Raw genomic sequence first — 25,916 nt, forward strand, 5'->3', positions numbered from 1 at the left:
CGCTACGAGGCCCACCACCGCGTCTCCATCACGGACGAGGCGCTGGTCCAGGCCGCGACGCTGGCGGACCGGTACATCTCGGACCGCTTCCTGCCGGACAAGGCGATCGACCTGATCGACGAGGCCGGTTCCCGGATGCGCATCCGCCGGATGACCGCGCCGCCGGACCTCCGCGAGTTCGACGAGAAGATCGCGGGCGTGCGCCGCGACAAGGAGTCGGCGATCGACTCCCAGGACTTCGAGAAGGCGGCCTCTCTCCGCGACAAGGAGAAGCAGCTGCTCGCCGCGAAGGCCAAGCGCGAGAAGGAGTGGAAGGCCGGCGACATGGACGTCGTCGCCGAGGTCGACGGCGAGCTGATCGCCGAGGTCCTGGCCACGGCCACGGGCATCCCGGTCTTCAAGCTGACCGAGGAGGAGTCCTCGCGTCTGCTGCGCATGGAGGACGAGCTGCACAAGCGCGTCATCGGCCAGAAGGACGCCATCAAGGCGCTCTCGCAGGCCATCCGGCGTACCCGTGCCGGCCTGAAGGACCCGAAGCGCCCCGGCGGTTCGTTCATCTTCGCGGGCCCGTCCGGTGTCGGTAAGACCGAGCTGTCCAAGACGCTCGCCGAATTCCTCTTCGGCGACGAGGACGCACTGATCTCCCTCGACATGTCGGAGTTCAGCGAGAAGCACACGGTCTCCCGCCTCTTCGGCTCGCCCCCCGGCTACGTGGGGTACGAGGAGGGTGGTCAGCTGACCGAGAAGGTGCGCCGCAAGCCGTTCTCCGTCGTCCTCTTCGACGAGGTCGAGAAGGCCCACCCGGACATCTTCAACTCGCTGCTCCAGATTCTGGAAGACGGTCGCCTGACCGACTCCCAGGGCCGGGTCGTGGACTTCAAGAACACGGTCATCGTGATGACCTCCAATCTGGGTTCGCACAAGATCCAGAGCATGGAAGACAGCGACCCGGCCCTGGTGAAGCTGGCCGTGATGGCCGAGGTGCGTACGCACTTCCGTCCGGAATTCATCAACCGGGTCGACGAGATCGTGGTCTTCCACGCGCTGGACGCCAAGAACATCGGCGCCATCGCCAGGATCCAGCTGCGCATCCTGGAGCAGCGCCTGGCCAGGCTGGAGATCGGCTTGCAGATCAGCGAGGCGGGCTTGCAGAAGATCGCCGAGGCTGGTTTCGATCCGGTGTATGGCGCGCGTCCGCTCAAGCGTGCCATCCAGCAGGAGATCGAGAACCCCTTGTCCAAGGACATCCTGGCCGGCAAGTTCGGTCCCAAGGATGTGGTGCATGTGGACGTGCGCAATGGCCAGTTGAGCTTCGACAAGCAATAACTGACGGAGCTGTGGTCATCGACGGTGGAGGCGCGATTGCGCTTCCACCGTTTTTTTTCGTCCGGTGTTCATGTTCTGCGTGATTATCGTGTAACTGGACAATGGGACGGATCATTGTCATACAACTAATTTAGTTGATCAAATGTTCATGAATCCTGTCCTGGCGGCCTGCTCCGGGAGATGTTTCATGCATTGCATTGCAAAAATGATTCCCCAAGCAGTGTGAATGTGATATTTACATCCACCCAGGTAGGTGTGCCAAACAGAAAAGAACAGAGGTGCATCATGGACAGGGGGCTGCGGCCCACGCAGTGATCGCCAGGATGCCAATGCGTCCGGGCAGCAAGGATTTCATGCTCAGATTTGGAAACGCTGGCAGCAATGGTGGCAGCAATGAAGGAAGGGGGCGATCCTGAAGCAATCGTCCTTGCAACGGCTGTTCATCCTGCCGTTTATCTTCCTGATGGCCTGCCTGGTGCTGACCATAGGCTGGTTCCTCTACCGTGCCGGTGACGACGCCACCGAGGTATTGGCGCGCAATGCGCTGACCGAGGTGATGGGGCGGGTGAGCCAGTCCATCGATCACCAGACCATGGGTGCGCGTGAAAGCCTCAATGTGGTGGCGCCACCGCCGATTCCTCCGGTGGAGTCCGGGCAGGCCCCGGCGGTGCTGCCGTTCCCGACCGATCGCAAGCAGCTGGAAGAGCGGCTGTGGCTTGCCAACTCCTTGTCCTCCGATCCCAGCTACGTCTATTTCGGCGGCGTCGACGGCAGCTTTATCGGGGTCAAGCAGGAAGGGCCGACTGCCTTCATGTACAGCGTGCGCGAGCCGGAGGGCCAGAACTACGTCTACCAGCTGCGCGGACCCGGCACCGAGATGAAGCTCATCGCCACCCAGGACTACGAGCCGCGCCAGCGCCCCTGGTATCTCCAGACCGTGCAGCAGGGACATGAAACCTGGTCGTCGGTCTATGCCGACTTCCGGCTCAAGCATGTGCTGGGGATCAATCTCTCCAAGCCCATCTACGACGCCGACGGCAAGCTCATGGGCGTGGCCAACAGCAGTATCGGTTTGCAGCCGCTCAACGCGTTGTTGCGTCAATTGCCGCTGAGCGCGCATGGCGTGGCCTTCGTGACCGAGCTCAAGGGCGACATGATCGCCAGTTCGGTGGAGGAAGACCTGTTCCAGTTCACCGGCCAGCCGCCGGCGCTGCAGCGCTTCAATGCCAGCCAGAACCCATCGCCGCTGGTGCGGCAGGCCTTCGAGGAAGTCCGGCGCCACCTGGCGGCGCATCGCCCGGAACCGGGCAAGCTGGTGTTGCTGGGCGCGCGCCAGGAAGGCAGCAAGATCGAGGTGGCCTTCCGCCTGCATCATGATGAGGCCGGGCTGGACTGGCTGGCTATCAGCGCGGCGCCGCGCTCGGATTTCCTGGGGTCGGTCACCAGTGGCATCTACCAGACGCTGTTGCTGGGCTTGCTGGCGGTATTGCTGACCTTCGTGATCGGCTTCCTGCTGCTGCGCTGGGTGCTGCGCGATATCCGCAAGCTGACTGCGGCGGCCAAGAGCATCGGCAATGGCAGCCCCTTCCCGACGCTCAACATCGACCGCAACGACGAGATCGGCCAGCTGGCGCAGAGTTTCCAGGAAATGGAGCGCAACCTGCGCACCGATCGTCTCACCAACGTGCTCAATCGCGACTCCCTGATTGCGCAGATCGATTTCCGCCGGAGCAATGCCTCCGAATCCAACCCTTTGCAGTTTGCCCTGCTGTTCGTCGACCTGGATCGCTTCAAGTCGGTCAACGACGAATATGGTCATGACGAAGGGGATCGCGTTCTCATCGCCGTGGCCGAGCGCCTGCAGCACACCTTGCGTCATGACGACTCGGTGGCCCGCTTTGGTGGTGATGAGTTCGTGGTTTACCTGCACGGGGTGAGCGATGTCGAGGTGGCCCGCGGCATCGCCGACAAGATCCGCCATGCCGTCAACAAGCCCATCGACGGGCGTGATGGCAACCAGTACGTGATCGATGCCTCCTTCGGCATCTCGCTCTATCCCGATGACGGGCTGGATGTGGAGACCCTCTTGCGGGTGGCGGACTCGCGCATGTTCGACCAGAAGCGCTTGCACCGCATCCTCTCGGTCTGATGGCAACGCGCCGTGCCGCGCCGCCCCTGCTGCTGCTGCTGCTGCGGCCGGTGAGGGCTAGTCCTTGCGCAGGATCTTGTCGATGGCGGCAGTCTGGGCCACGATTTCCTGCAGGTCCTGGTTGAGCAGGCTGGTGCGGCGACGCAGGTTGTCCCAGCCCGACCAGGCGCTGGCTTCGGCCGACAGCGGTTCCTCGGGTAGCGGGCCGACCAGTTCGATCTTGCCTGACAAGGCCTTTTCTTCCGGCGCCGGTGGCGACACGGTGACGGCACCACCGCGCTTCCTGGGTTTGGGGGCCAGCAGGCGCTGTGCCTCGGCCAGGTGCTGGCTGGCTTCCAGATAGGTCTCTTCGATGATGCGGGCCACCGGCGCTTGCGGCAGGTTCTCCTGGTGCCGGCGCAGCATCAGCCGCAGCGCGGCGATATGGGCCGCCACCAGGTAGTTCTGCACGATGAAGCGGTTCAGCTCGCGCACGGCACGTTGCTTGGTGGCCGGCTCGTCCATCATGCGCACCAGTGCCGAAATCAGTGCCGCCAGGCTGTCCATGAAGCCCTTGCGGCAGACCCGATAGAAGAAATCATCCTTGACCTTGCCCTCCAGCATGTCGCGGCTGGCCGTGAGATAGCGCTGGCTGGCCTTGAGCACGTTGCGCAGCAGCTTGGGCAGGTCGCGGTATTCCCAGGCCGGCAGCACATAGCTGAAGACGGTAGCGATGAGCACGCCGATGATGGTGTCGATCAGGCGCTCGCCGATGACGCCCTGGTGGCCGGCCGGCACCAGCAGGTTCAGCAGCATGAGGATCTGGATCGAGGCGGCGATGGCAGTATAGCGGTACTTCACATAGGTGAAGGCGGGCGCGGCCACGCTGGCGGCGAACAAGACGGCCAGCTGGCCGGCCGGGTTATGGACGAAATGCAGGATCAGCATCGTCACCACGCAGCCGATGATGGTGCCGATGAGACGATCGGCCATGCGCTGCTTGGTAGCGCTGAAATTGGGCTTGAGGATGATGACGATGGTCAGCACGATCCAGTAGCCGTGCGCCATGTAGGGGAGATGGTTGGAAATCCAGAGACCGGTGGTCACCGCCAGCGCCACCCGGATGGCGAAGCGGAAGATCGGCGACTGCCAGCGCAGGTTCACCAGCAGCATGTTGAACTTGAACTTCTGCTGGGTCAGGAAGGGGGTCATGTCCGAGCCCGGCAGGATCGGTAGCGGATCGACCGGATTGCGGGTGGCCTGGTGCACCTGGCCGATGAACTCGATGATGTCGCGGATCTTGTTGTAGGTCACGCGCAAGAGCGTCAACGCTTCCGGGGAGGCCTGGCGCGGGCCGGGCAGGGCCAGTTCCTGCATCTCGAACTGTACGGCACGCAGCTCGGCCTTGTAGTTGACGGTGGCTTCGGAGGCCTTCTTGCGGGTGACCGCATAGGCGATCGATTCGATGTCCAGGGCGGCCTTGTAGGCCAGGTCGCGCAGGAAGATCATCACGTCGCTGTCGCCGAAGTCCTTGCGCAGCATGGCATAGTCGGCGTGGGTAGAGAGCACCTGCTCATAGAGTTCCAGCATCGACAGGTGGACCTGTACCAGCAGGCCATCCTGCTTGGTATGCAGGTCGCGCAGGATCAGGTCACGCGAGGCTTGCTGCTTGTCGGCCACCACGATCTGCTGGCGCACCAGCTGGTTGAACTGGCCGGCCAGGTCGTGCCGCACATCATAGAAGTCGGCCTTGATGCGCAGGTAGCGGGCCAGCTCGAAGAGCGCCTCGGCCAGCACCTGCTGCTTGATGCGGCGACGCAGGAACCACGACACCGCCATCGAATAGGCCAGGTAACCCAGGCCGCCACCCAGGAACAGGCCGGCGTGCAGGAAGGCGTCGGCAATGGGGACCTGGTTTTCCATCGACAGGGTCATCACCATGAGCGCCGCGAATTGCAGCGGCATGGTCTTCTTGCCGTAGACCACCATCATGCTGGCAAAGAAGCTCACCACCACCATCATCGCATTGACCAGCCAGGGAACCGGCGCGCACAGGCTGATGACCAGCATCACCACCGTACAGAGCAGCACGCCGGCCAGCATCTCGTTGAACTTGTGGCGCAGCGGGCTGGGCAGGTCCATCAGGCTGGTGCACAGCGCACCCAGGAACACCGTCATGGTGGTGGGCATGTCGGCCACGTTGAAGACCAGCATGGTCAGGCCAACTACCCCGATCGCGATCCGCACCCCTGTATAGAAATAATGACTGAATAGGAAAGTGCGGATGTCCAGGGCGTAATGCATGAAGACGGTGCGGCGTTGAATCGCCGGTTGGATTAGGTTGGCGCTTATTCTGTCCCTTATTCGAGGATTAAACAACCGCGCGCCGGTGCCGGCTTCAAAACAAACAAGCTGAACGAAAAAGCCACGATCGGCGCCGGTGGCCGACCCGGCGTGGCAAGGGAAAGGGGCAGGACCCGCAGGAACTCGCTGAAAAATTCAGCGTGAAGTCTTTTCACCTGACGATTTTTTACGATGCGCAATCTGCGTTTCGTATCGTGAAAAGTGCGAGTGCGCTGCATCAAAATTGTTTTTCATTCTCTGGATTTTTGTTTCGCATCGCAAAAATAGAGTCGTAAGTTACTGATTTTATTGGTATAAAAAATTTACTTTTATCTTATATAAGACATTGTTGCTCTGCGCATCGAGGCCTACTATGAAGTCATGGAATTCGACATTGAACGCGGGTTTCAACACTTCACCATTGACCACAAAGGAGATCGACATGAGCACACGTGAACAGCAAATCCAGGCCCTCGAACGTGACTGGGCAGAGAATCCGCGCTGGAAGGGCATCAAGCGCAACTACAGCGCCGCCGACGTGGTCCGCCTGCGTGGTTCGCTGCAGATCGAGCACACCCTGGCCAAGCGCGGCGCCGACAAGCTGTGGAACCTCGTGCACAACGAACCCTTCGTCAACGCCCTGGGCGCGCTGACCGGCAACCAGGCCATGCAGCAAGTCAAGGCCGGCCTGAAGGCGATCTACCTGTCCGGCTGGCAAGTCGCCGGCGATGCCAACATGGCCGGTGAAATGTATCCCGACCAGTCGCTGTACCCGGCCAATTCGGTGCCGATGGTGGTCAAGCGCATCAACAACACCTTCGCCCGCGCCGACCAGATCCAGTGGTCCGAAGGCCGTGACGATATCGACTTCTTCGCGCCCATCGTGGCCGATGCCGAAGCCGGTTTCGGTGGCGTCCTGAACGCCTTCGAACTGATGAAGTCCATGATCGAAGCGGGCGCCGCCGGCGTGCACTTCGAAGACCAGCTGGCGTCCGTGAAGAAGTGCGGTCACATGGGCGGCAAGGTGCTGGTGCCGACCCGTGAAGCCTGTGAAAAGCTCAACGCGGCACGCCTGGCGGCCGACGTGATGGGTACCAAGACCCTGGTGATCGCCCGTACCGATGCCGAAGCAGCTGACCTCTTGACCTCCGATGTGGACGCCAACGACAAGCCCTTCCTGTCCGGTGAGCGCACTGTCGAAGGCTTCTTCAAGACCCACCCGGGCATCGACCAGGCGATCTCGCGTGGCCTGGCCTATGCGGAATATGCCGACATGGTCTGGTGCGAAACCGGCAAGCCCGACCTGGCCTTTGCCAAGACCTTCGCCGAAGCCATCCACGCCAAGTTCCCGGGCAAGCTGCTGGCCTACAACTGCTCGCCGTCGTTCAACTGGAAGAAGAACCTGGATGACGCCACCATTGCCAAGTTCCAGCGCGAGCTGGGCGCGATGGGCTACAAGTTCCAGTTCATCACGCTGGCTGGCTTCCACGCGCTGAACTACTCGATGTTCAACCTGGCCCACGGCTATGCCCGCAACCAGATGTCGGCCTTCGTGGAACTGCAGGAAGCCGAATTCGCGGCCGCCACCAAGGGCTTCACCGCCGTGAAGCACCAGCGCGAAGTCGGTACCGGCTACTTCGACGCCGTGACCCAGGCCATCCAGCAAGGTCAGTCGTCGACCACCGCGCTGCATGGCTCGACCGAAGACGAACAGTTCTTCGACGACAAGGCCAAGAAGGCTGCTTGATATCGTCGTACCGGATGTGTGTGTGATGTGACGCCGGCCCGCATCCTTGCGCGGGCCGGTGGGGGTGATCCCCCGACTTGCGACCGTACCTCAAAAGGGTACGGTTTTTTTTTGACCGGTCGGCTTAGCGCGTCTGGATGCGGCCGTCGCGCAGTTCGAAGACGGTCTGGCCCAGGGCGTCGACATCGGCCGGATCGTGGGTGATGAGCAGCATCGGCACTTGCAGGCGGGTTTGCAGCTGGGCCAGTTCGTCGCGCATGCGTTCGCGCAGCGACAGATCCAGTGCCGAGAAGGGTTCATCGAGCAGCAGGATGTCGGGTTCGGCTACCAGTGCCCGCGCCAGTGCCACGCGTTGTCGCTGCCCGCCCGAGATCTGGGCCGGATGGCTGTGGGCGATGGCTTGCAGTTCGAAGGCTTGCAGCCATCTGGCGACGGCCGGATGGTCGGCCGGGCGGCGCATGTTGAAGCAGCCGCGTGCCAGGCCGAAGGCGATGTTCTGGGCCACCGTCAGGTGCGGGAAGAGCGCGTAGTCCTGGAACAGGTAGGCGACATTGCGCTCCTGCACGCGCAGGTCGATGCCTTGGTCGGCATCGAAGAGGGTGCGGCCATTGAGGCGGATGTGGCCGGCGTCGGGCGTCATCAGCCCGGCGATGGCTTTGAGCGTGAGGCTCTTGCCCGAGCCGGAAGGGCCGTAGAGCACGATGCGCTGGCTGTCGGAGGCGAAGGCGATGTCGAGATCGAAGACGCGATCACCGGCGCGCAGCTGCTTCTGGATCTGGAGTTCGACGCTCACGGGCGGTACGGATAGGGAAGGCAAGATTCTGTGCAGTCTAACGGATCTGGAGCCGGCTGCGATCCGGTACCAGCCGACCGGCCAGCATCAGCAGTACCACGCAGGTGATCGAGGTGATCACCACCAGCAATGTGGCTGCGCCATCGTCGCCGGCCTGCACGGCTTCATAGATCGCCACCGACAGGGTTTGCGTGCGCCCGGGCAGGTTGCCGGCCACCATCAGGGTGGCGCCGAATTCGCCCAGTGCGCGGGCAAAAGCCAGCAGCACGCCGGCCATGATGCCGCGGGTGGCCAGCGGCAGGCTCACGCGAAAGAACACGCCTGCTTCGGACACGCCCAGCACCCGGGCGGCGTTTTCCAGTTGATGATCGACACTTTCAAATGCCGCCCGCGCGGCCTTGAGTACCAGCGGGAAGGCCACCACGGTCGAGGCCATCACCGCGCCTTGCCAGGTGAAGACCAGCTGGATGCCCATGCTCTCCAGCCAGGCGCCGAAGGTACCGCGACGACCGAACAAGACCAGCAGGTAGTAACCCATCACGGTGGGGGGCAACACCAGCGGCAGGGTCAGCACGGAGTCGATGAAGTCACGCAGCGGCGAGCGCCAGCGTGACAGGCCGTAGGCTGCCGCCACACCCAGTATCAGGTTCAGGAGGGTCGCCAGGCCGGCGACCTTCAGTGACAGCAGCAGGGGCGTCCAGACCGGGTGCATGGTCAGGCAGTGCGCCGGTTCAGGGCTTCAGGAAGCCGTAGCGCGCCAGTACGCCCTGGCCGGTCGGGGAGAGTACGTAGGCCAGGAACTGGTCGGCCAGCTCCTTTTGCTGCGTGCCCGTGGTGATGGCGATGGGGTAGGTGGCCGGCGTATCGGAGGGGATGCGTACGGCGACCTTGACCTTCTCTGGCATGACGGCGGCATCGGTGGCGAAGACGAAGCCGGCATCGACTTCACCACGCGCCACGTAGTCCAGGCTGGTGCGTACGTTCTCGGCCATCACGCCCTTGGCCTGGACCTGGCTCCATAGGCCAGCCTGTTCCAGCGCGGTCTTGGTGTAGCGGCCGAAGGGCACCGAGGCCGGGTTGCCCAGGGCGATGCGCTTGTAGTCGGGGCGGGTCAGCTCGTTGAGGCTGGCCGGTTGCAGCTTGGCGTCATGCGGCACGATCAGCACGATCTGGTTGGCCGCGAAGTTCTTGCGCGAGGCTGCGGTCACGGCCTTTTCGCTGACGGCCTTGTCCATGGCGGTCTGGTCGGCCGAGGCGAACACGTCGGCTGGCGCACCGCGCACGATCTGTTGCATCAGGATGTCGGAGGCGCCGAAGTTGGTGATCACTTTCACGCCTGGATGCTGCTGCTCGAAGGACTGCGCCAGCTCCTTGAAGGCATTGGTCAGGCTGGCGGCGGCCGAGACCACCAGGTCGGTGGCCTGGGCGGTACCGGCGGAAAACACCAGCGTGGCGGCGAAGGCGGCACCGAGGGCAGCTTTCAGGCGGGATTTCTTCAACATCGATGATCCTTGCGAGCGAGGGGGGGGAAGTGAACCGTCGAAATATACGCAAGGATATAACGAGCGTCAACCAAGCAGCGTCAACCGCGTGCACGAGTCTGGCCGCTGCCGGGCGGCCCTTGTACAATCACGCGCATGAACGATTCCAAGACCCTACGCGTGCGCGTGATGCAGGGCGAGACCATCGCCTTCGGCCCGGGGAAGGCCGATCTCTTGCAAGCCATCGTGCAGACCGGCTCGATCTCGGGTGCTGCGCGCGAGATGCAGATGTCCTATCGCCGCGCCTGGCTGCTGGTCGAGGAAATGAACCGTTGCTTCGCCAGTCCGCTGGTGGCGACCGCCACGGGCGGTGCGCGCGGTGGCGGAGCGGTCGTGACCGAGCTGGGGCAGGAAGTGCTGGCGCGCTACCGGCGCATGCAGAAGAAGGCCGCCGCCAGCATCGCTGCCGACCTGGGTCACCTGCGCTCGCTGATGGCCAGCGCCGAGTAGAACAAGAGAGCAAGACAAGAGAGCAAGAGGACCCGACGTCGATCATGCATGAACTCTGGATCAAATACCGCCTGCGGGTACTCAATGCCTGCCGCGTGTCGGAACATCATTCCATGCTCCTGTGGGGGGCGCTGGCCGGCTTCGTCGGCGCGCTGGCCACGATCGCCTTCCGTGAATGCATTGCGGTGCTGCAGATCTGGCTGACCGGCCACGATGGCAGCTTCGTCGATATCGCCAAGGGACTGCCCTGGTACGTGCGCGTGCTGTTGCCGACCTGCGGTGGCGTGGTGGCCGGCCTGTTCCTGGTGTGGGCCAAACGCACGCCGGCCGGCAATGGCGGTGACTACATGGAGGCGGTGGCCATCGGCGATGGCGCCATTCCGGTACGCAACACGCTCTTGCGCAGCATCTCGTCGCTGGCCACCATCGCCTCGGGTGGCTCGATAGGACGGGAAGGACCGATGGTGCAGCTGTCGGCCCTGTGTGCATCGCTGGTGGGCAAGTTCTCGCACTTTCCTGCGTCGCGCCTGCGCCTGCTGGTGGCGTGCGGTGCGGCAGCGGGGATCACCTCGGCCTACAACGCGCCGATCGCGGGGGCCTTCTTCATCACCGAGATCGTGCTCGGCTCGCTGGTCATGGAAAGCTTCGGCCCCATCGTGGTGGCCTCGGTGGTGGCCAATATCACCATGCGCGAGCTGCCGGGGTATCGGGCCTCCTACGAGATGCCTTATTTTCCCGAGATCGCCGGCTGGGAAGTCCTGCTGTTCCTGGTGCTGGGTGTGCTGGCCGGGGTCCTGGCGCCGCAGTTCCTGCGCGTGCTGGAACTGGGCAAGCTGGCCTTCGGCAAGCTCCGGCTGCCGCTGCCGGTGCGCCTGGGCGTGGGGGGCGTGCTGGTTGGCCTGATCTCGGTGCAGGTGCCCGAGGTCTGGGGTAACGGCTACAGTCTGGTCAATTCGCTGCTGCATACCACCTGGGTCTGGCAGGCTGTGCTGACGGTGCTGGTCATCAAGGTGCTGGCGACCTCGATCACGGTCGGCTCCGGCGCCGTGGGCGGGATCTTCACGCCCGTGCTGTTCGTCGGGGCTGCCATCGGCTACCTGTTTGGCGATGCGGCGCAGGCCGTGCTGCCCATCCATATGTCGCAGCCCTTCGCCTATGCCATGGTGGGCATGGGGGCTTTCCTGGCGGCGGCGTCCTATGCGCCACTGATGGCCATCCTGATGATCTTCGAGATGACATTGAGCTACCAGGTGGTGTTGCCGCTGATGCTGTCCTGCGTGGTGGCCTATGTGGTGGCGCGGGGCGTCAATGGCAGTTCCATGTACGAGATCACCCGCAAGCGCCATCGCGACAACGAAGAACGCCTGCGCCTGCGCGGCACCCACATGAGCGAGCTGATCCGGCCGGCCGAGACGGTCTTGCCGGAAAACGCCAGCCTGGAAGAGGTCAGTGCGCTGTTCCTCAAGTACCCGGTCAAGTATGTCTACATCATCGACGGCCAGCAGCGCTACCTGGGCGTGGTCGCGCTGCAGGACATCACGTCCTGGCTGCTCGACAAGAAGGAGCCGGCCGGGCGTGTGGCTCGCGATTTCCTGCGTCCGCATTTCCTGCATGAGGTCACGCCGGACATGTCGCTGGGCGAAGCCCTGCAATTGTTCCTCGATCACCAGGGCGAGCGCTTGCCTGTGATCGCCCATGCGGAGGATCCGCGCCTGCTCGGCGTGGTCTTCAAGACATCATTGCTGGATGCCTATTTCCGCCTGGATCGTGCTGGCGGTTGAGTAAGCAGGCTGGAGGAGGGTGCCCAGCTCGCATATCATTGCGGCGACGGCCTTCTCGCGCAGTGGGCATGGCTGCCGGGAAGATGGATCAATTCTTTGTAACAAAGCCGGACTAGTCGGACAACTGCTCATTTATCCTTGTTAGAATGCCGAACGTTTTCATCTCATCGGATACCGGTATGCCGCATCTTGTCGGTTCATCCAGTCATCCCACGTCCAACCCCATCCAAGAAGTGAACTTCCCATGCTGAGTTATCGCCACGCTTTTCACGCCGGCAACCACGCCGATGTCCTGAAGCATATGGTGATCATCCAGTTGATGCACTATCTCGGGCAGAAAGACACTGCCTACATGGTCATCGACACCCACGCCGGCGCTGGCGTCTATGCGCTCGACGGGGATTACGCCAGCAAGAACGCCGAATACGATACCGGCATCGCCAAGCTGTGGGACCGCAAGGACCTGCCGCCGGCGGTGCAGGAATATGTTGACCTGGTCAAGTCGCTCAACCCCAGCGGCAAGATGCGCTACTACCCCGGTTCGCCCTACTGCGCCGAGAAGGTCATGCGCGAGCAGGACAGGCTGCGCCTGTTCGAGTTGCATCCCAGCGAAGTGAAGGTGCTGGCAGACAATTTCCGCAAGCTGGAGGCGCACGCCGCTGCCCAGGGCCAGCGTCCGTCGGCGCGTGGCAAGCGCGTCATGATTACTCGTGGTGACGGTTTCCAGGGACTGAAGGCCCTGCTGCCGCCGCCATCGCGTCGTGCCCTGGTGCTCATCGACCCTCCCTATGAAGACAAGCGCGACTATGCCCACGTGGCCCAGGTGCTGGCCGACGCACTCACGCGATTCCCGACCGGCATGTATGCCGTTTGGTACCCGGTCTTGCATCGCAACGAATCGCGCCAGCTGCCTGAGCGTCTCAAGCGCCTGGGCGCCAAGAGCTGGCTCAACGTCACCCTGGCTATCCACGGCCCGGCGCCCGATGGTTTCGGACTGCACAATAGCGGCATGTTCATCCTCAATCCGCCCTGGACGCTGGAGCCCATGCTGCGCGAATTGATGCCTTACCTGGTCGAGGTGCTGGGCGTGGACGACAGCGCCGAATTCGTGCTGGAGTCCGGGGAAATGTAATGACAGGTTATACTTGCGTTGTGATTATTCGTGAATTTCTGAATTCGACGCGATCGGATCTGCCCGACTCCATGCCAAATCGGCATACAATAGGGGCATTGCTATCCGTCAATATTCAATGCAACGCTTGGGGTCATCAATAGAACAACCATGTCTGATCAGTCATCCGACCTCATCCCCCCGACGCACCATGCCCTGGATTTCTTCCTGGCCCGCCAGCCCATCCTGAGCCGCGAGCAAGAACTGATCGGTTACGAACTGCTGTTCCGCAGTGCTGCCTTCGGGCCGGCCAATGTGAAGGATGACGTGACGGCCACGGCGGCCGTCATCGCCCATGCTTCCGAGCTGGGCCTGTCCAACGTGATCGGCAATCTGCAGGGCTTCATCAATGTCGATGCCGCTGTGCTGATGAGCGACTTCATCTATTTCCTGCCGGCCGACAAGGTGGTGCTGGAGATCCTGGAGACGGTCAAGGTCACGCCCGAGCTGGTGGCGCGCGTGCGCGAGCTGGTCAAGTCCGGCTATGTGTTTGCGCTGGACGATGTGGTGGCCGAGTCGGAAGAGATCGAAGAGCTGCTGCCCCTGGTCAAGATCATCAAGATCGACGTGCTGGAAGTTGATCCCAGCAAGCTGCTCAAGCTGTCCGTGCATTTCAAGCGCGCACAGAAGGAGCTGCTGGCCGAGAAGGTCGAGACCCTGCAGCAATTCAATGATTGCGTCACCTTCGGTTTCGACTATTTCCAGGGCTACTACTTCGCCAAGCCGATGATCCTCCAGGGCAAGAAGCTGGAGGCCTCGAAGATGGCCATCATGCACCTGCTGACGCTGTTGGTGCGCAATGTCGACAATGGCGAGATCGTCCGCTTCATCAAGCGCGACGTGGCCCTGAGCCTGACCCTGCTGCGCCTGGTCAACACACCCGTCTACGGCTTCCAGAAATTCATCGATTCGCTGGGCCAGGCCCTGATCGTCCTGGGGCGTCGGCAATTGAAGCGCTGGTTGCAGATCCTGCTGTTTGCCAATACCGAAAAGGGTGGGGCCGACGGCATGTCGCCGCTGATGATCCTGGCGGCCACGCGCGGCAAGATGCTGGAGCTGATCGCCGCCAAGCTGCGGCCGGGACGGCGCAAGATGTCGGAGATGGCCTTCACGGTGGGCATCATGTCCCTGGTCGATGCGCTCTTCGGCATGAGCATGGACAGCGTGCTGCGCCAGATCACCGTGAGTACCGAGATCCGCGAGGCGCTGCTGCGTCGTACCGGGTTCTATGGGCTGGCCCTGAAGCTGGTCGAATGTACCGAGCAGCGCGAGCAGGACCAGGCACAGATCCAGGCACTGCTGGATGAGCTGCAGTTGTCGGCCGATGATTTCTTCGATGCCGAAAAACATGCCTTCGAATGGGGCAACAGCATCTCCAGCAACCATGTCGGCCAGCCGTCGCCCATGCTGATGTCGGCGCCGCCGGGTGGCTACGTCGATGAGGATGACGACGATTGAGCCGTGGCGGTCCTGCCGGGACCGGCCTGCATCCTGACTCCTGCAAAGGCTGCCGTATTCAACGGCAGCCTTTTCATTTTGGTGGCGCCTGTTTGCGCATGCGGGCGGCCAGGCGCCTGAACAGTCGCATCATGCGCGTCCAGGGCGACGGCGCTTGCGCCGCAAAGCGTGTGCGGAAGCGCGCCAGCAGCGACCGCATGGACTGCAACAGCCGTTGCACCTGCCGCCAGCCGGCGCTGGCATGCAGTTGCGCGGTGACGCGATCCTTCCAGTCCAGCAGCTTGTCGTGATAGCGCCGGAACCAGTCCAGCGACAGCAGGCTGCGACGGGTGAGGGCATAGATGCGCGCCACCAGGGCCGTGCCCAGCACCTTGGCGACCAGCACGATGACCAGGCCCAGGGTCGGGTGACCGTGCGTGATCGAGAACAGCGCCAGCACCTTGACCGGCAGCAGCAATACGGTCGGCGCCAGGAAGATGGCCAGTGCCGCATAGGGCGAGAGCTGCTCGACCCAGCGCTGCAGTCGCACCAGCAAGGGCCACGACGGGATATGCGCCAGCACCGCCTGGGTGACATCCCAGAGCCATTCTTCCAGCATCAGCAGCAGGGCGGCGGTATAGATCAGCGGTGCCAGCAGTCGTCGCCGCCAGCGGGCGGAGCGCCGTGGCGGTGGTGAAGATGAAGTCATCTAGGCCTTCACACCTGGCGCGCCTTGATCAGCGAGAGCCAGCGGTCGCCCCACTTGATATCGCTCATGCAGGAGGCATAGCCGGTCACGGTGCGGGCGGCGCGTTCCAGCAACTGGATGTCGGCTTCGTGCTGGCGCGCCACATGCGGGTCTTCCAGGAACAGCACGCGACGGCACTGCTGCTCCAGGATCAGCTCGGCGATCTGGGCGTCGCCACCCAGTGGGCCGGAGAGGAAGGGCTTGACCCAGTGGCGGCCGGCCTCGCCCTTGATCTTCATGGCCAGCTGGTTGAGCAGGCCGCCGGTGGTGCCGGTGGCGCAGCGGAAGGCGAACTTGTCGAGCACGTCGAAATGCTTCTCGGCCAGTTCCAGCATGCGCGACTTCATGGCGTCGTGGGCAATCAGGGCGATGCCTTCCTGGTCGAGCTTGAAGCGGTCATCGAGGAAGGCGTCGGGCGTGGCGCCGTTGGCGATGGCTTCCAGCTCGAACCATTCCTGGGCGCCGGCCAGGGTGGAGAGGAAGGGCTTGCCGTGGATCACGCACTGGCGTTTCAAGGCCACCGCCTCAGGGAAGGTGGAGGAGGGATCGACCGGGTCGATCAGGTAGATCACGGCGTCCAGGGTGCGCTCCGGATCCTCATCCACGGTGCGCGAGACCAGCTTCATCAGGCCGCCATGCCGACCATAGGGGAAGCGCACCAGATGCGGATAGCCGGGCAGCAGGTTCATCTGGCCGATGGCGTCGAGGGTGCGGCCGACCACGATCAGCTCGGGTTGCAGGCTTTCGATGCGATGGCGCGAGCCGGTCAGCAACTGGACCAGCGCCGAATCGGCGGCATCCTGGTGGGCACGGTTGGCGATGAGGCCGATGCGATAGCGGGGGGCGATGGAGGACATGGGGTCGCAGGATCAGTGAAAAAAGCCGCGAAGGGGCCGGAATGGCGATTATCGCCGAGTGCGCGGCAAAGGGCGAGTGTTGTCCCGTGTTGGATGTGAGTCGAGCCCGCTACCGAGCCCGGTACAGTGAGGGTGCGATTAATCCCCGCAACTGTACCGTCGCGGCTGCCAGCATGCGGCTACAATAAGGGCCGACCCGAATACGCCGCCCGGCGGCAAGCAACCCGGACCCACTCCAGCATGAACAAGGCTTTCGTAAAAGAATCCGATGGCGGTGACGACGATGACGACATCGCCTTGCCAGCCATTCCCGCAGGCAGCAAGAACTACATGACCCCGCAGGGGCATCAGCGCATCAAGGATGAACTGCTGCACCTGATCGACGAGGAGCGCCCGGAAGTGGTGCGCGTGGTGTCCTGGGCGGCCTCCAATGGCGACCGCTCCGAGAATGGCGACTACCTCTACGGCAAGAAACGCCTGCGCGAGATCGATCGCCGCATCCGCTTCCTCACCAAGCGCCTCGACAACGCCGAGGTGGTCGACCCGTCCGTGCATCATGGCAGCGACCAGGTCTTCTTCGGTGCCACGGTGACCTATGAAAACCAGCGCGGCGAGTCGCATACGGTCACCATCGTCGGCATCGACGAGCTCGATCCGCTCAAGGGGCGCATCAGCTGGATCTCGCCGGTGGCGCGCGCGCTGACCAAGTCGCGCGAGGGCGACGAGGTGGTCCTGCAGACGCCGTCCGGACTGGAGCAGCTGACCATCCTCGATGTGAGCTATCCCGCCCCGCAATAAGCGAGTCCACAGACAAGAATGCGCAGCCGGCATGCATTTCGCATGTGGTATGCGCATCATGGCCACCGGCCTGCCGAATCCAAACCATCCACGAGAAAACGCCATGTCCATCGTTTTTGCCAGCCTGAATCATCCGCAGCGCGTCGTCCTGGCGGCCGAGGTGCATTCGCGCCCCTTCCTGCAACTGACCCGCTCGGAGACGCTCACGCACCTGGCCGTCTATGTCCGCGAAGACGGCAACGGCAGTCGCCACGCCAGCACCCAGCATGCCTTGCTGGACGACCTGTGCGCCCATTTCGGCGTGGTCGCGCCGGGCGCCGAGGCCAAGCACTTCTACCATGACTTCGGGCGCTTTCGCCTGAAGTGGGAGTGCCATACCGAGTTCGCCACCTATACCTTCGCCCAGGCCCACGAGGAGTCACTGTCGACCGCCGACGCCTTCGCCCGCGCACCGCTGTCGCATATCCCGCAGCAATGGCTGCTGTCGTTGCAGGGCAAGCTGATGGTGGCTGCGCACGTGGTGGTGGAGCCGGGGGACGACGATCCGGCGGGCACCGCACGCCAGTTGCAGCGCATCTTCGAGGGCAAGCTGATGAGTTCCAGCAAGGTGCTGCAGGGTGGCGAGATCTGGACCGATTTCCAGATCCAGTCGGATGGTTTCTCGCGCTTCGTGGTGCGTGATATCGGCCTGCGCGAACTGCAGGGCGGGCGCCTGGCGCAGCGCATCCTGGAGATCGAGACCTATCGCATGATGGCCCTGCTGGGCTTGCCGCATGCCCAGCAGTCCGGCCCCTTGCTCAACGAGATCGAGGGTGACCTGGCGGCGCTGACGGCGGCCATGGTGCAGTCCGAGCAATCCCCCGGCGGCACCCCCGAAGAGCAGGCCGAGGACGAGCGCATCCTGCGCAAGATCACCGGGCTGGCGGCGCGCATCGAAAAGCTGTCGCTGGAGAACAGCTATCGGTTTTCAGCCTCGCAAGCCTATTTCCGTCTGGTGCAGGCACGTATCGAAGAGTTGCGCGAGCAGCGCATCGAAGGCGTGCCCACTATCGGCGAGTTCATGGAGCGTCGGCTGGCGCCGGCCATGAATACCTGCCAGGCCATCGCCCGTCGCCAGGAGGCGCTGGCCGAGCGGATCGCCCATACCAACGACCTGCTGCGCACCCGGGTGGGCATCGTGCAGGAGCAGCAGAACCGCCAGATCCTGGAATCGATGAATGCCCGCGCCGCCCAGCAACTGAAGCTGCAACAGGCGGTGGAGGGGCTGTCGGTGGCGGCCATCTCGTACTACGTGATCGGGCTGATCGGCTACGCCGGCAAGGCCGCCAAGGCGGCCGGGCTACCGATCAATCCGGATCTGGCTACGGGCCTGGTGGTGCCGGTAGTGGCGGCCTGCGTGTGGCTGGGCTTGCGGCGCATGCACAAGGGGCTGGGCCACCATTGAAGCGCAAAGACAAACGGGGCGCACCGCGGATGGCGGCGCGCCCCGTTGCAGCTGCCTGCCCGTGATCGGGGCAGGCCACTGAATGGCAGTGCGGAGATCAGACGGTCGCGTTGATCTTGGCTTCGGCGTTGGCCAGGGCTTGCTTGGCAGCCTCTTCGCCCATGGATACGCCCTCGGCGATGACCAGTTCGACATCGGTGATGCCGATGAAGCCCAGCGCGCTCTTGAGGTACTTGCCCTGGAAGTCCAGCGCTTCCATCGGGCCTTCGGAATACTTGCCGCCGCGCGAGAGGATGATGATGGCCTTCTTGCCGCTGACCAGGCCGACCGGGCCGGTTTCGGTGTACTTGAAGGTGCGGCCGGCACGGAACACGTGGTCGATCCAGGCCTTCAGGGTGGAAGGCGGTGCGAAGTTGTACATCGGCACGCCGATGACGATGGTGTCGGCGGCCAGCAGTTCATCCACCAGGGCGTCGGATTGCTTGATCAGGTCGGCTTGCTCGGCATTGCGGGCGTCGGCCGGGGTGAAGTAGGCGCCCAGCAGGGATTCGCTCAGGTGGGGCAGAGTGTTGGCAGCCAGGTCGCGGTGCACGATCTTGCCGCCGGGGTTCTTGGCCTGCCACTGGGTGGCGAAGGAAGCGGTCAGCTGGCGCGAGATGGAACCGCCGCTGCGGGCGCTGGAATCGATATGCAACAAGGTGCTCATGGTCTGTCCTTTTGGTTGTTCGGTGGGCATCGTCGCGAGGGGACGATTGCGGTGGAAAGAACAATACCCAGTTTTCATTTCTTCCAATAGATGCGAGAATCGTATTTCACTGATCCATTTTTGTTGGTAATGATGATCGTGAAAAGAAATGACAGGAAATGAAGGGTAATGACCATGCTTGACCTGAATGATATCTGGCTCTTCGTCCATGTGGTGCGCGCCGGCAGTTTTGCTGCCGCCGGCCGCAAGCTGTCCATGCCACCCAATACCATCAGCCGCCGCCTGCAGGCGCTGGAAGCCGGCATGGGGGTGCGCCTGCTGCAGCGTTCCACGCGCCAGCTCAACATGACTGCCGCCGGGCGCGAGTTCTTCGAGCGCTGCGCGCCGGGCCTGGAGGACATCGAGCACGCCAGCGCCAGTCTGACCGAAAGCCGGGGCGAGCCTTCCGGCAGCCTGCGGGTGACGGCGCCGGTGGACTTCTTCGATAACTTCTCCATCGAGTGGATGCACGAGTTCATGTCGCTCTACCCCAAGGTACAGCTGGAGTTCGTGCTCAGCGATGGTCGCGCCGATCTCATCGCCGAGGGCATCGACCTGGCCTTCCGTGGTGGCGTGCTGCCCGATTCCAGCCTGGTGGCCAGGAAGCTGGTGGAGAGTCATCGCGGCCTGGTGGCCAGTCCGCGCTACCTGGAGCGGCATGGCACGCCACGGACCCTGTCGGACCTGATCGGCCATGCCTGCCTGGCCGCTTCACAAGCGCCGCAGCATACCACCTGGAAGCTGGAGGGGCCGGAAGGGCCGGAAAGCGTGCGCGTCAATCCGCGCCTGTGCGTCAACACGGCCCAGGGACAGTTGCGGGCGGCGCGCGCGGGTCTAGGGGTGGCGCTGCTGCCGACCATGCTGGCCTCGGAAGACTTGCGTAACGGTACCCTGGTCCACATCCTGCCGGACTACCAGCGCGACGCCATGGGCCTGTATGCGGTCTATGTCCATCGTCGCCAGTTGCCCAGCGCGGTCTCGGCGCTGATCGAATTCTTCGCCGACAAGCTGGAGCGCGGCATCGCCGACAAGGGGGCGCAGGTATGCCAGGAGCATCTGGCGCGCGAACTGGCGGCCAAGGAAACCAAGGCACTGGCCGAGCGCAAGCAGGGTGTTGGAGAAAGAGGCCGGCAGCGCGAGAAAGTGTCGGCCTGAGGCCATCGGTGACTGCGCTGCGCATCGCCCCGGAAAACAAACGCCCGCATGATGCGGGCGTTTGTTATTGACGACTGGCAGATACGCCGATCAACCCCGTTCGCGCAGGATGCGGGCGACGCTGTCGATCTTGCGGATGCCACGCATGGTGCGCGCCAGGTGCACGCGATCCTCGACCTGGATGGTGAAGCGCAGATACTTCATCGAGGCATTGCCGCCTTCGTCATCCATGCTCACCGAGACGATATTGGCATCGGACTCGCCGATCTCGGCCGCGATGCGCGCCAGGGTGCCGCGCTCGTTGTGGATCAGGATGGTGATGCGGCAATCGAAGCGACGGTTCAGGTCGTGGCCCCAGGCCAGCTCGATCCAGCGGTCTGGCTCCTTCTCGTGCAGGCGCTTGGCGGTCTCGCATTCCTGGGTATGCACGATCAGGGTCTGGTCGGGCTTGAGGTAGCCGGTCAGGCGGTCGCCCGGGATCGGCATACAGCATGGCGACAGCTGGGCCGACGCTCCTTCGCTGCCGGTGATGACCACCGGATCGGGCTTGTTGGGCAGCATGTGGCCTTCGGGATCGAGCTGCGGCACGCTCAGCCCGGTATCCATCATGGTCATGATGTGACGCGCCACCAGCGGGGCCATGCGGGTGCCGATGCCGATCTCCGCATACAGGTCTTCCATGGTCTTGGCGCTGGACTCGTTGAGCAGGCGCTCGACGATGTGCGAGGGCAGTTCCGGCTCGATACCCAGGGTGTGCAGGGCATTGCCCAGCAGGCGCCGTCCCACTGCTTGCGATTCGATCCGGTTGGCCGTGCGCAGGCGATGGCGGATCGCCGAGCGTGCCTTGCCGGTGCGCACATAGCCCAGCCAGTTGGGGCTGGGGCGCGAGGTTGGCGAGGTGATGATCTCGACGATGTCGCCGTTGTGCAACTCCGAGCGCAGCGGCGCGGGCTCGTGGTTGATGATGGCCGAGGTGGTCTGGTCGCCGATGTCGGTGTGGATGCTGTAGGCAAAATCCAGCGCCGTGGCGCCGCGCGGCAGGGCGATGATCTTGGACTTGGGCGTGAACACGTAGACCGAATCGGGGAACAGGTCGACCTTGACATGCTCCAGGAACTCGGCCGAATCGCCGGTCTGCTTCTGGATATCCAGCAGCGATTGCAGCCAGGCATGGGTGCGTTGCTGCAGGTCGGTCAGGCTGCCTTCGTCATCCTTGTAGAGCCAGTGGGCAGCCACGCCCGATTCGGCCACGCGATGCATGTCGCTGGTACGGATCTGGAATTCCACCGGCGTGCCATAGGGGCCGATCAGGGTGGTGTGCAGCGACTGGTAGCCATTCAGTTTGGGAATGGCGATGTAGTCCTTGAACTTGCCCGGCATGGGCTTGAACAGCGAGTGCAGGGTGCCCAGTGCCACATAGCAATTGGCAAAACTGTCGACCACCACGCGGAAGCCATAGACGTCCAGCACCTGGGAAAAACTCAGGTGCTTGTTGCGCATCTTGCGGTAGATGCCGTAGAGGGTCTTTTCGCGGCCGTCGACCTGGGCCGGGATGCCGGCGGCGATCAGGGTGCTGGTGACCGACTCCATGATCTTGGTGACCACTTCGCGGCGGTTGCCGCGGGCGGCCTTGACGGCCTTGAACAGGGTACGGTGGCGCAGCGGGTACAGGTGCGCAAAGGACAGCTCCTGCAGCTCGCGGTAGATATTGTTGAGGCCCAGGCGGTGCGCGATGGGCACGTACACTTCCATGGTCTCGCGGGCGATGCGGCGCTTCTTCTCGGGCGGCATCGAGCCCAGGGTACGCATGTTGTGCAGGCGATCGGCCAGCTTGACCAGGATCACCCGGACATCGCGTGCCATGGCCAGCAGCATCTTGCGGAAATTCTCGGCCTGCGCCTCGACCTGGCTCTGGAATTCGATCTTGTCCAGTTTGGACAAGCCATCCACCAGGGAGGCCACGGAGGCGCCGAAACGCTCGATCAGCTCTTCCTTCTTGACGCCCTGGTCTTCCATCACATCGTGCAGGAAGGCCGCCATCATGGCCTGGGCATCCAGCTTCCATTCGGCGCAGATCTCGGCCACCGCCAGCGGGTGGGAGATATACGGCTCGCCGGACTTGCGCATCTGGCCCAGGTGCATCTCATCGGCGAAGCGATAGGCTTCCTTGACCTTCTTCAGTTCGGCTGGGGTCAGGTACTCTTCGAGCTTGGGGATCAGATGCGCGAACGTCGCCACGCCACTGTGGGCAGTGGCAGGGGCGACGTCGTTGGGAGCGGCGCTGCGACCCGGTGTGGAACCGGCTGCGCGTTTGGGGCTAGGTGTGGCTGATAAGGTGGTGTCGGTAGTGGTGAGGCTCATACTTGACCGTTATCAGCTTCATGGACGGACCAGGATCAGGCCGGGACTTTCTTCAGCATTTCAATGCCGACCTTGCCGGCGGCGATCTCGCGCAGGGCGGTCACGGTCGGCTTGTCCTTGGCGTCAACCTTGGGGGTGTGGCCTTGCAGCAGCTGGCGGGCACGATAGGTCGCCGACAGGGTCAACTGGAAACGGTTGGGGATCTGCTTGAGGCAATCTTCGATAGTGATGCGGGCCATGTGAACTCCTGAATGACGGTCTTGCTGGATGGATTGAAAGGTCCGGTGCCCGGCGGGGGCTCCGCTTGGCTCAGCTCGCGTGAATACCCAGTTGCGTGAACAGGTAGGCGTTGCGGGCGGCTTGTTGCGGGAAGCGGCAGCGGGCTGCCTGGACGATCGCTGTCAGCTCCGATAAAGCGACGGCAAATTCTTGGTTGATAATAACATATTCGAACTCCGGCGAGTGCGCGATTTCGCCGCCGGCAGCCAGGATGCGGCGCGTGATGACGTGCGGCTCATCCTGGCCGCGCTTCTTGAGGCGCTCTTCCAGGGCGGCGATCGAGGGCGGCAGGATGAAGATGCCGATCGCATTGGTGAACTGCTTCTTCACCTGCTGCGCGCCTTGCCAGTCGATCTCCAGCAGCACATCGGTGCCATTGGCGATCTGGTCGGCGATCATCAGGCGCGAGGTGCCGTAGTAGTTGCCATGGACCTCGGCCCATTCCAGGAATTCACCCTCGGCCTGGCGCTTGAGGAAGTCATCCACGCTGGTGAAATAGTATTCACGACCATGTTCCTCGCCCGGACGCGGCGCGCGGGTGGTGTAGGAAATGGACAGCTTGATGGCCGGTTCCTGCTTGAGCAGGGCGTTGACCAGGGTCGATTTGCCGGCGCCGGAGGGGGCGACGACCATGAAGAGGCTGCCGGAGGTGGGGGTTTTGGCTGGCATGAATTTCTCGCTACTTTTGTTTCGAAGTGTTGGTGCTGGCAAGTCGCCGTCGTTCGCTGCCGTGGCGGCGCACGGACTTGGCCTGGTGGTGACTGGAGTGATTTCCGCAGGGTGGGCGGGGCATCAGGATGCGGAGTAATAGCATTAAAACTGCCGGGATGCCAGATTTTTCCGGGGGTAACGGGGTTGGCGCGGCCAGGGTGCTCACGACGGGTGTCGGCATTCTTTACATGTTCTTTACATATATTTCGCGTGTGGTTTGTAAGTTATTGAAATTATTGGATAAATGATCCTGGCATACAATGTGCTTTATCTTGGCAAACAATCAACTGAAGAAAGTTCGCCTTGAAAAAAATTTCCATTATCGCCGGTCTCGCCCTGTTTGGTGCTGTTGCCGCCTCTGCTCACGCTACCGCCATCAACGCCTCCGACCTGACTGCAGCGACCACGGTCAACATGTCCGGCGCCGGCACACCAGCCGCTGGTGCTTTCACCTATCAGGGACTGACCTTCAGCGAGGCTAGCACCGGTAGCGGTGGCCCGGGCTGGCGTAACCTGGTCCAGTATGGTTTGGGTTTTACTGATAACGCCGGCATCAGCAACATCACCATTGCACTCAATGCTGCCTATTCGCTGGTGGGCTTGAACGTCTACGTCGGCCCGGCGACCTATCTGGTGTCGTTCTATGACGCAGCATCCAATCTGGTCGGTTCCGAGTCGGTCAGCGTGCGGGGACAGTCGGTGTTCGCTGGTTGGCAGTCCGCAGGCGGCATCGCGTCCATCAACATCCTGGAAACCTCGGGTGACAATGGTCAAGTCGGTGGCTTTGACCAGGTCAGGTTCCAGAACGCCGTCAATGTTCCTGAACCCGCCAGCCTGGCATTGCTGGGCCTGGGTCTGGTTGGCCTGGGTGTGAGCCGTCGCAAGAGCAAGAAGCAGTAAGTTTCGTTTCTGCTATCTGAATAAAGAGGCCGGCTAGTCCGGCCTCTTTTTTTTCACCGCGTATCAGAGGCTTGAATGGTAGAGCAGTATGCTCATCTCCGTCCGCGCGGATGGCTTACTCCAGGTTCTGCACTTGCTCACGCATCTGGTCGATCAGGAGCTTCAGTTCCATGGAGGCATCGGCCAGTTCCTTGACGGCGGCCTTGGAGCCGACGGTATTGGCCTCGCGGTTGAGCTCCTGCATCATGAAGTCCAGGCGCTTGCCGACCTGGCCACCCTTCTTGAGGATGTGGCGGGTCTCGCCCAGGTGGGCCGACAGGCGCGCCAGTTCCTCGGCGATATCGATGCGGATGCCGTAGAGCGTCACTTCCTGGCGGATGCGTTCGAGCGACTCTTCGCGCGTGGCCACCGGGACGCTGGCGCCTTCGGTCTGCAGGGCCAGGCCCAGTGCTTCGGTCATGCGTTCGGTGGCTTTCTGCTGGAACTGGGCCACCAGCTGCGGCACCAGTGGCGTGATGCGGGCGACGATGGTTTCCATCGCATCGACCCGGGCCAGGATCACTGCCTGCAGCGCCGCGCCTTCGCGGGCGCGGGTGTCGACGAAGGCATCCAGGGTCTGCACCATGGTGGCGATGATGTCGGTCTGCAGGGTTTCCTGGCTGATCTCGGCTTCTTCCATCACGCCCGGCCAGCGCAGCAGTTCATTGATCGACAGGGGTGCCGCATCGGGGAACTGGGCGCGCAACTGGTCCTGCAGGGTGGCCAGCTGGGTCACGACGTTACCGTTGATGGCCTGGCTGTTGCCGCTGGCGACCTTGCGGCCGAAGGACAGGCGGCATTCCACCTTGCCGCGCACCAGGCGGCCCATGATGGCTTCGCGCAGGGATGGCTCGACCGCGCGCAGGTCGTCGTTGATGCGGAATTGCAGGTCGAGGAAGCGCGAGTTGACGCTCTTCATTTCCAGGGTGACCGTGCCGGCGCTGGTTTCACGGGTGGTGACGGCGTAGCCGGTCATGCTGTAGATGGTCAATTGGGGCTCCGTATGCTGGCGCATGCTGTGGTCATGGCGCTGGCGGGTTGGGATCGGGTTGCAGGTCAAGCGGGGCAGGACAGGGCGGGTTCGACAAGAGCAAACCACGGTAGCTGCGCCTATCCATTACAATGCCGGTCTTGAACGTTCCGGCAGCCGCCTGTGCGGTCT

The 25,916-nt window shown here is 63.0% G+C and carries 22 protein-coding genes; 11 read left to right on the forward strand and 11 right to left on the reverse strand.

The genetic code is table 11. From position 1 onward, the window contains the following. Both ACIPHN_RS22560 and ACIPHN_RS22565 read left to right on the forward strand, forming a co-directional pair. The coding region (locus ACIPHN_RS22560) for an AAA family ATPase (RefSeq protein ID WP_400440452.1) at positions 1-1,326 on the forward strand (1,326 nt) is incomplete at its 5' end. A 463-nt stretch (positions 1,327-1,789) separates the two neighbouring features. Next, positions 1,790-3,475: a diguanylate cyclase domain-containing protein gene (locus ACIPHN_RS22565; protein ID WP_400440676.1), complete on the forward strand. Its 1,686-nt coding sequence runs from the start codon at positions 1,790-1,792 to the stop codon at positions 3,473-3,475. Positions 3,476-3,532: 57 nt separating this feature from the next. On the opposite strand, the gene ACIPHN_RS22570 is transcribed toward ACIPHN_RS22565, so the two are convergent. After that, positions 3,533-5,758: an FUSC family membrane protein gene (locus ACIPHN_RS22570; RefSeq protein WP_400440455.1), complete on the reverse strand. Its 2,226-nt coding sequence runs from the start codon at positions 5,756-5,758 to the stop codon at positions 3,533-3,535. Between the two features lie 481 nt (positions 5,759-6,239). Between ACIPHN_RS22570 and aceA the strand changes: the two genes are divergently transcribed. Next, a complete protein-coding gene (aceA, locus tag ACIPHN_RS22575) occupies positions 6,240-7,544 on the forward strand; it encodes an isocitrate lyase (RefSeq protein ID WP_400440457.1) in 1,305 nt (434 codons plus the stop codon). 124 nt (positions 7,545-7,668) lie between these two features. Here the strand turns inward: aceA and ACIPHN_RS22580 are convergent, their stop codons facing one another. From ACIPHN_RS22580 to modA, 3 genes are read right to left on the reverse strand one after another with little or no spacing between them, the layout of a single operon-like run. Continuing rightward, positions 7,669-8,337 carry a sulfate/molybdate ABC transporter ATP-binding protein gene (locus ACIPHN_RS22580; protein WP_400440460.1) on the reverse strand — a complete coding sequence of 223 codons (669 nt, stop codon included), beginning with the start codon at positions 8,335-8,337 and terminating at the stop codon, positions 7,669-7,671. A 37-nt stretch (positions 8,338-8,374) separates the two neighbouring features. After that, positions 8,375-9,049 (reverse strand): molybdate ABC transporter permease subunit, encoded by a 675-nt coding sequence (gene modB / locus ACIPHN_RS22585; protein WP_400440462.1) that lies wholly within the window; start codon positions 9,047-9,049, stop codon positions 8,375-8,377. Positions 9,050-9,068: 19 nt separating this feature from the next. Continuing rightward, positions 9,069-9,839, reverse strand: coding sequence for a molybdate ABC transporter substrate-binding protein (gene modA, locus ACIPHN_RS22590; RefSeq protein ID WP_400440464.1), 771 nt, complete (start codon positions 9,837-9,839; stop codon positions 9,069-9,071). Between the two features lie 135 nt (positions 9,840-9,974). On the opposite strand from modA, the gene ACIPHN_RS22595 reads away from it, so the two are divergent. From ACIPHN_RS22595 to ACIPHN_RS22610, 4 genes are all read left to right on the forward strand, one after another. Next, positions 9,975-10,328, forward strand: a complete 354-nt coding sequence (locus ACIPHN_RS22595; protein ID WP_400440467.1) for a winged helix-turn-helix domain-containing protein — start codon at positions 9,975-9,977, stop codon at positions 10,326-10,328. Between the two features lie 44 nt (positions 10,329-10,372). After that, entirely contained in the window at positions 10,373-12,109 is a 1,737-nt protein-coding gene (locus ACIPHN_RS22600) for a ClcB-like voltage-gated chloride channel protein (protein WP_400440470.1), read from the forward strand. A gap of 244 nt (positions 12,110-12,353) precedes the next feature. After that, on the forward strand, positions 12,354-13,241 hold the full coding sequence (locus tag ACIPHN_RS22605; RefSeq protein WP_400440473.1) for a 23S rRNA (adenine(2030)-N(6))-methyltransferase RlmJ: 888 nt from the start codon (positions 12,354-12,356) through the stop codon (positions 13,239-13,241). A 150-nt stretch (positions 13,242-13,391) separates the two neighbouring features. Further along, positions 13,392-14,738 (forward strand): EAL and HDOD domain-containing protein, encoded by a 1,347-nt coding sequence (locus tag ACIPHN_RS22610; protein WP_400440475.1) that lies wholly within the window; start codon positions 13,392-13,394, stop codon positions 14,736-14,738. A gap of 73 nt (positions 14,739-14,811) precedes the next feature. Here ACIPHN_RS22610 and ACIPHN_RS22615 read toward each other — a convergent pair whose 3' ends face one another. After that, positions 14,812-15,426, reverse strand: a complete 615-nt coding sequence (locus ACIPHN_RS22615; protein ID WP_400440478.1) for a hypothetical protein — start codon at positions 15,424-15,426, stop codon at positions 14,812-14,814. A gap of 8 nt (positions 15,427-15,434) precedes the next feature. Beyond that, positions 15,435-16,322: a methylglyoxal synthase gene (locus ACIPHN_RS22620; protein WP_400440481.1), complete on the reverse strand. Its 888-nt coding sequence runs from the start codon at positions 16,320-16,322 to the stop codon at positions 15,435-15,437. Positions 16,323-16,562: 240 nt separating this feature from the next. Here ACIPHN_RS22620 and greB point away from each other — a divergent pair, with 240 nt between their 5' ends. Further along, on the forward strand, positions 16,563-17,120 hold the full coding sequence (greB, locus tag ACIPHN_RS22625; protein WP_400440484.1) for a transcription elongation factor GreB: 558 nt from the start codon (positions 16,563-16,565) through the stop codon (positions 17,118-17,120). Positions 17,121-17,223: 103 nt separating this feature from the next. Then, positions 17,224-18,564: a DUF3422 family protein gene (locus tag ACIPHN_RS22630; RefSeq protein WP_400440487.1), complete on the forward strand. Its 1,341-nt coding sequence runs from the start codon at positions 17,224-17,226 to the stop codon at positions 18,562-18,564. A gap of 97 nt (positions 18,565-18,661) precedes the next feature. On the opposite strand, the gene ACIPHN_RS22635 is transcribed toward ACIPHN_RS22630, so the two are convergent. Next, the gene (locus tag ACIPHN_RS22635; protein WP_400440489.1) at positions 18,662-19,270 is read right to left on the reverse strand and encodes an FMN-dependent NADH-azoreductase; all 609 of its coding nucleotides are present in this window, start codon (positions 19,268-19,270) and stop codon (positions 18,662-18,664) included. A 174-nt stretch (positions 19,271-19,444) separates the two neighbouring features. Here ACIPHN_RS22635 and ACIPHN_RS22640 point away from each other — a divergent pair, with 174 nt between their 5' ends. Then, positions 19,445-20,464 (forward strand): LysR family transcriptional regulator, encoded by a 1,020-nt coding sequence (locus ACIPHN_RS22640; RefSeq protein WP_400440492.1) that lies wholly within the window; start codon positions 19,445-19,447, stop codon positions 20,462-20,464. A gap of 90 nt (positions 20,465-20,554) precedes the next feature. Here the strand turns inward: ACIPHN_RS22640 and ACIPHN_RS22645 are convergent, their stop codons facing one another. The 3 genes from ACIPHN_RS22645 to gmk all read right to left on the reverse strand — a co-directional run bounded on the left by ACIPHN_RS22645 (position 20,555) and on the right by gmk (position 23,773). After that, entirely contained in the window at positions 20,555-22,825 is a 2,271-nt protein-coding gene (locus ACIPHN_RS22645; RefSeq protein WP_400440495.1) for a RelA/SpoT family protein, read from the reverse strand. 35 nt (positions 22,826-22,860) lie between these two features. After that, complete coding sequence (gene rpoZ / locus ACIPHN_RS22650; RefSeq protein ID WP_198984408.1) at positions 22,861-23,064, reverse strand: DNA-directed RNA polymerase subunit omega; 204 nt, start codon at positions 23,062-23,064, stop codon at positions 22,861-22,863. Between the two features lie 70 nt (positions 23,065-23,134). Next, entirely contained in the window at positions 23,135-23,773 is a 639-nt protein-coding gene (gene gmk / locus ACIPHN_RS22655; RefSeq protein ID WP_400440498.1) for a guanylate kinase, read from the reverse strand. A 345-nt stretch (positions 23,774-24,118) separates the two neighbouring features. Here gmk and ACIPHN_RS22660 point away from each other — a divergent pair, with 345 nt between their 5' ends. Next, positions 24,119-24,715 carry a PEP-CTERM sorting domain-containing protein gene (locus ACIPHN_RS22660; protein WP_400440501.1) on the forward strand — a complete coding sequence of 199 codons (597 nt, stop codon included), beginning with the start codon at positions 24,119-24,121 and terminating at the stop codon, positions 24,713-24,715. Positions 24,716-24,830: 115 nt separating this feature from the next. Here ACIPHN_RS22660 and ACIPHN_RS22665 read toward each other — a convergent pair whose 3' ends face one another. Next, entirely contained in the window at positions 24,831-25,745 is a 915-nt protein-coding gene (locus ACIPHN_RS22665; protein ID WP_400440679.1) for a YicC/YloC family endoribonuclease, read from the reverse strand. Positions 25,746-25,916: the final 171 nt, after the last annotated feature.

It is taken from the genome of Herbaspirillum sp. NPDC087042 (genome assembly GCF_044745245.1).
Classification (GTDB): Bacteria; Pseudomonadota; Gammaproteobacteria; order Burkholderiales; family Burkholderiaceae_D; genus Herbaspirillum.

Bases quoted from the DNA above. Each gene is read 5' to 3' on its own strand.
- ACIPHN_RS22565 (WP_400440676.1), top strand. From the start codon at position 1,790: ATGGCCTGCCTGGTGCTGACCATAGGCTGGTTCCTCTACCGTGCCGGT.
- ACIPHN_RS22570 (WP_400440455.1), bottom strand. From the start codon at position 5,758: ATGCATTACGCCCTGGACATCCGCACTTTCCTATTCAGTCATTATTTC.
- aceA (WP_400440457.1), top strand. From the start codon at position 6,240: ATGAGCACACGTGAACAGCAAATCCAGGCCCTCGAACGTGACTGGGCA.
- modB (WP_400440462.1), bottom strand. From the start codon at position 9,049: ATGCACCCGGTCTGGACGCCCCTGCTGCTGTCACTGAAGGTCGCCGGC.
- modA (WP_400440464.1), bottom strand. From the start codon at position 9,839: ATGTTGAAGAAATCCCGCCTGAAAGCTGCCCTCGGTGCCGCCTTCGCC.
- ACIPHN_RS22595 (WP_400440467.1), top strand. From the start codon at position 9,975: ATGAACGATTCCAAGACCCTACGCGTGCGCGTGATGCAGGGCGAGACC.
- ACIPHN_RS22600 (WP_400440470.1), top strand. From the start codon at position 10,373: ATGCATGAACTCTGGATCAAATACCGCCTGCGGGTACTCAATGCCTGC.
- ACIPHN_RS22605 (WP_400440473.1), top strand. From the start codon at position 12,354: ATGCTGAGTTATCGCCACGCTTTTCACGCCGGCAACCACGCCGATGTC.
- ACIPHN_RS22610 (WP_400440475.1), top strand. From the start codon at position 13,392: ATGTCTGATCAGTCATCCGACCTCATCCCCCCGACGCACCATGCCCTG.
- ACIPHN_RS22615 (WP_400440478.1), bottom strand. From the start codon at position 15,426: ATGACTTCATCTTCACCACCGCCACGGCGCTCCGCCCGCTGGCGGCGA.
- ACIPHN_RS22620 (WP_400440481.1), bottom strand. From the start codon at position 16,322: ATGTCCTCCATCGCCCCCCGCTATCGCATCGGCCTCATCGCCAACCGT.
- greB (WP_400440484.1), top strand. From the start codon at position 16,563: ATGAACAAGGCTTTCGTAAAAGAATCCGATGGCGGTGACGACGATGAC.
- ACIPHN_RS22630 (WP_400440487.1), top strand. From the start codon at position 17,224: ATGTCCATCGTTTTTGCCAGCCTGAATCATCCGCAGCGCGTCGTCCTG.
- ACIPHN_RS22635 (WP_400440489.1), bottom strand. From the start codon at position 19,270: ATGAGCACCTTGTTGCATATCGATTCCAGCGCCCGCAGCGGCGGTTCC.
- ACIPHN_RS22640 (WP_400440492.1), top strand. From the start codon at position 19,445: ATGCTTGACCTGAATGATATCTGGCTCTTCGTCCATGTGGTGCGCGCC.
- ACIPHN_RS22645 (WP_400440495.1), bottom strand. From the start codon at position 22,825: ATGAGCCTCACCACTACCGACACCACCTTATCAGCCACACCTAGCCCC.
- rpoZ (WP_198984408.1), bottom strand. From the start codon at position 23,064: ATGGCCCGCATCACTATCGAAGATTGCCTCAAGCAGATCCCCAACCGT.
- gmk (WP_400440498.1), bottom strand. From the start codon at position 23,773: ATGCCAGCCAAAACCCCCACCTCCGGCAGCCTCTTCATGGTCGTCGCC.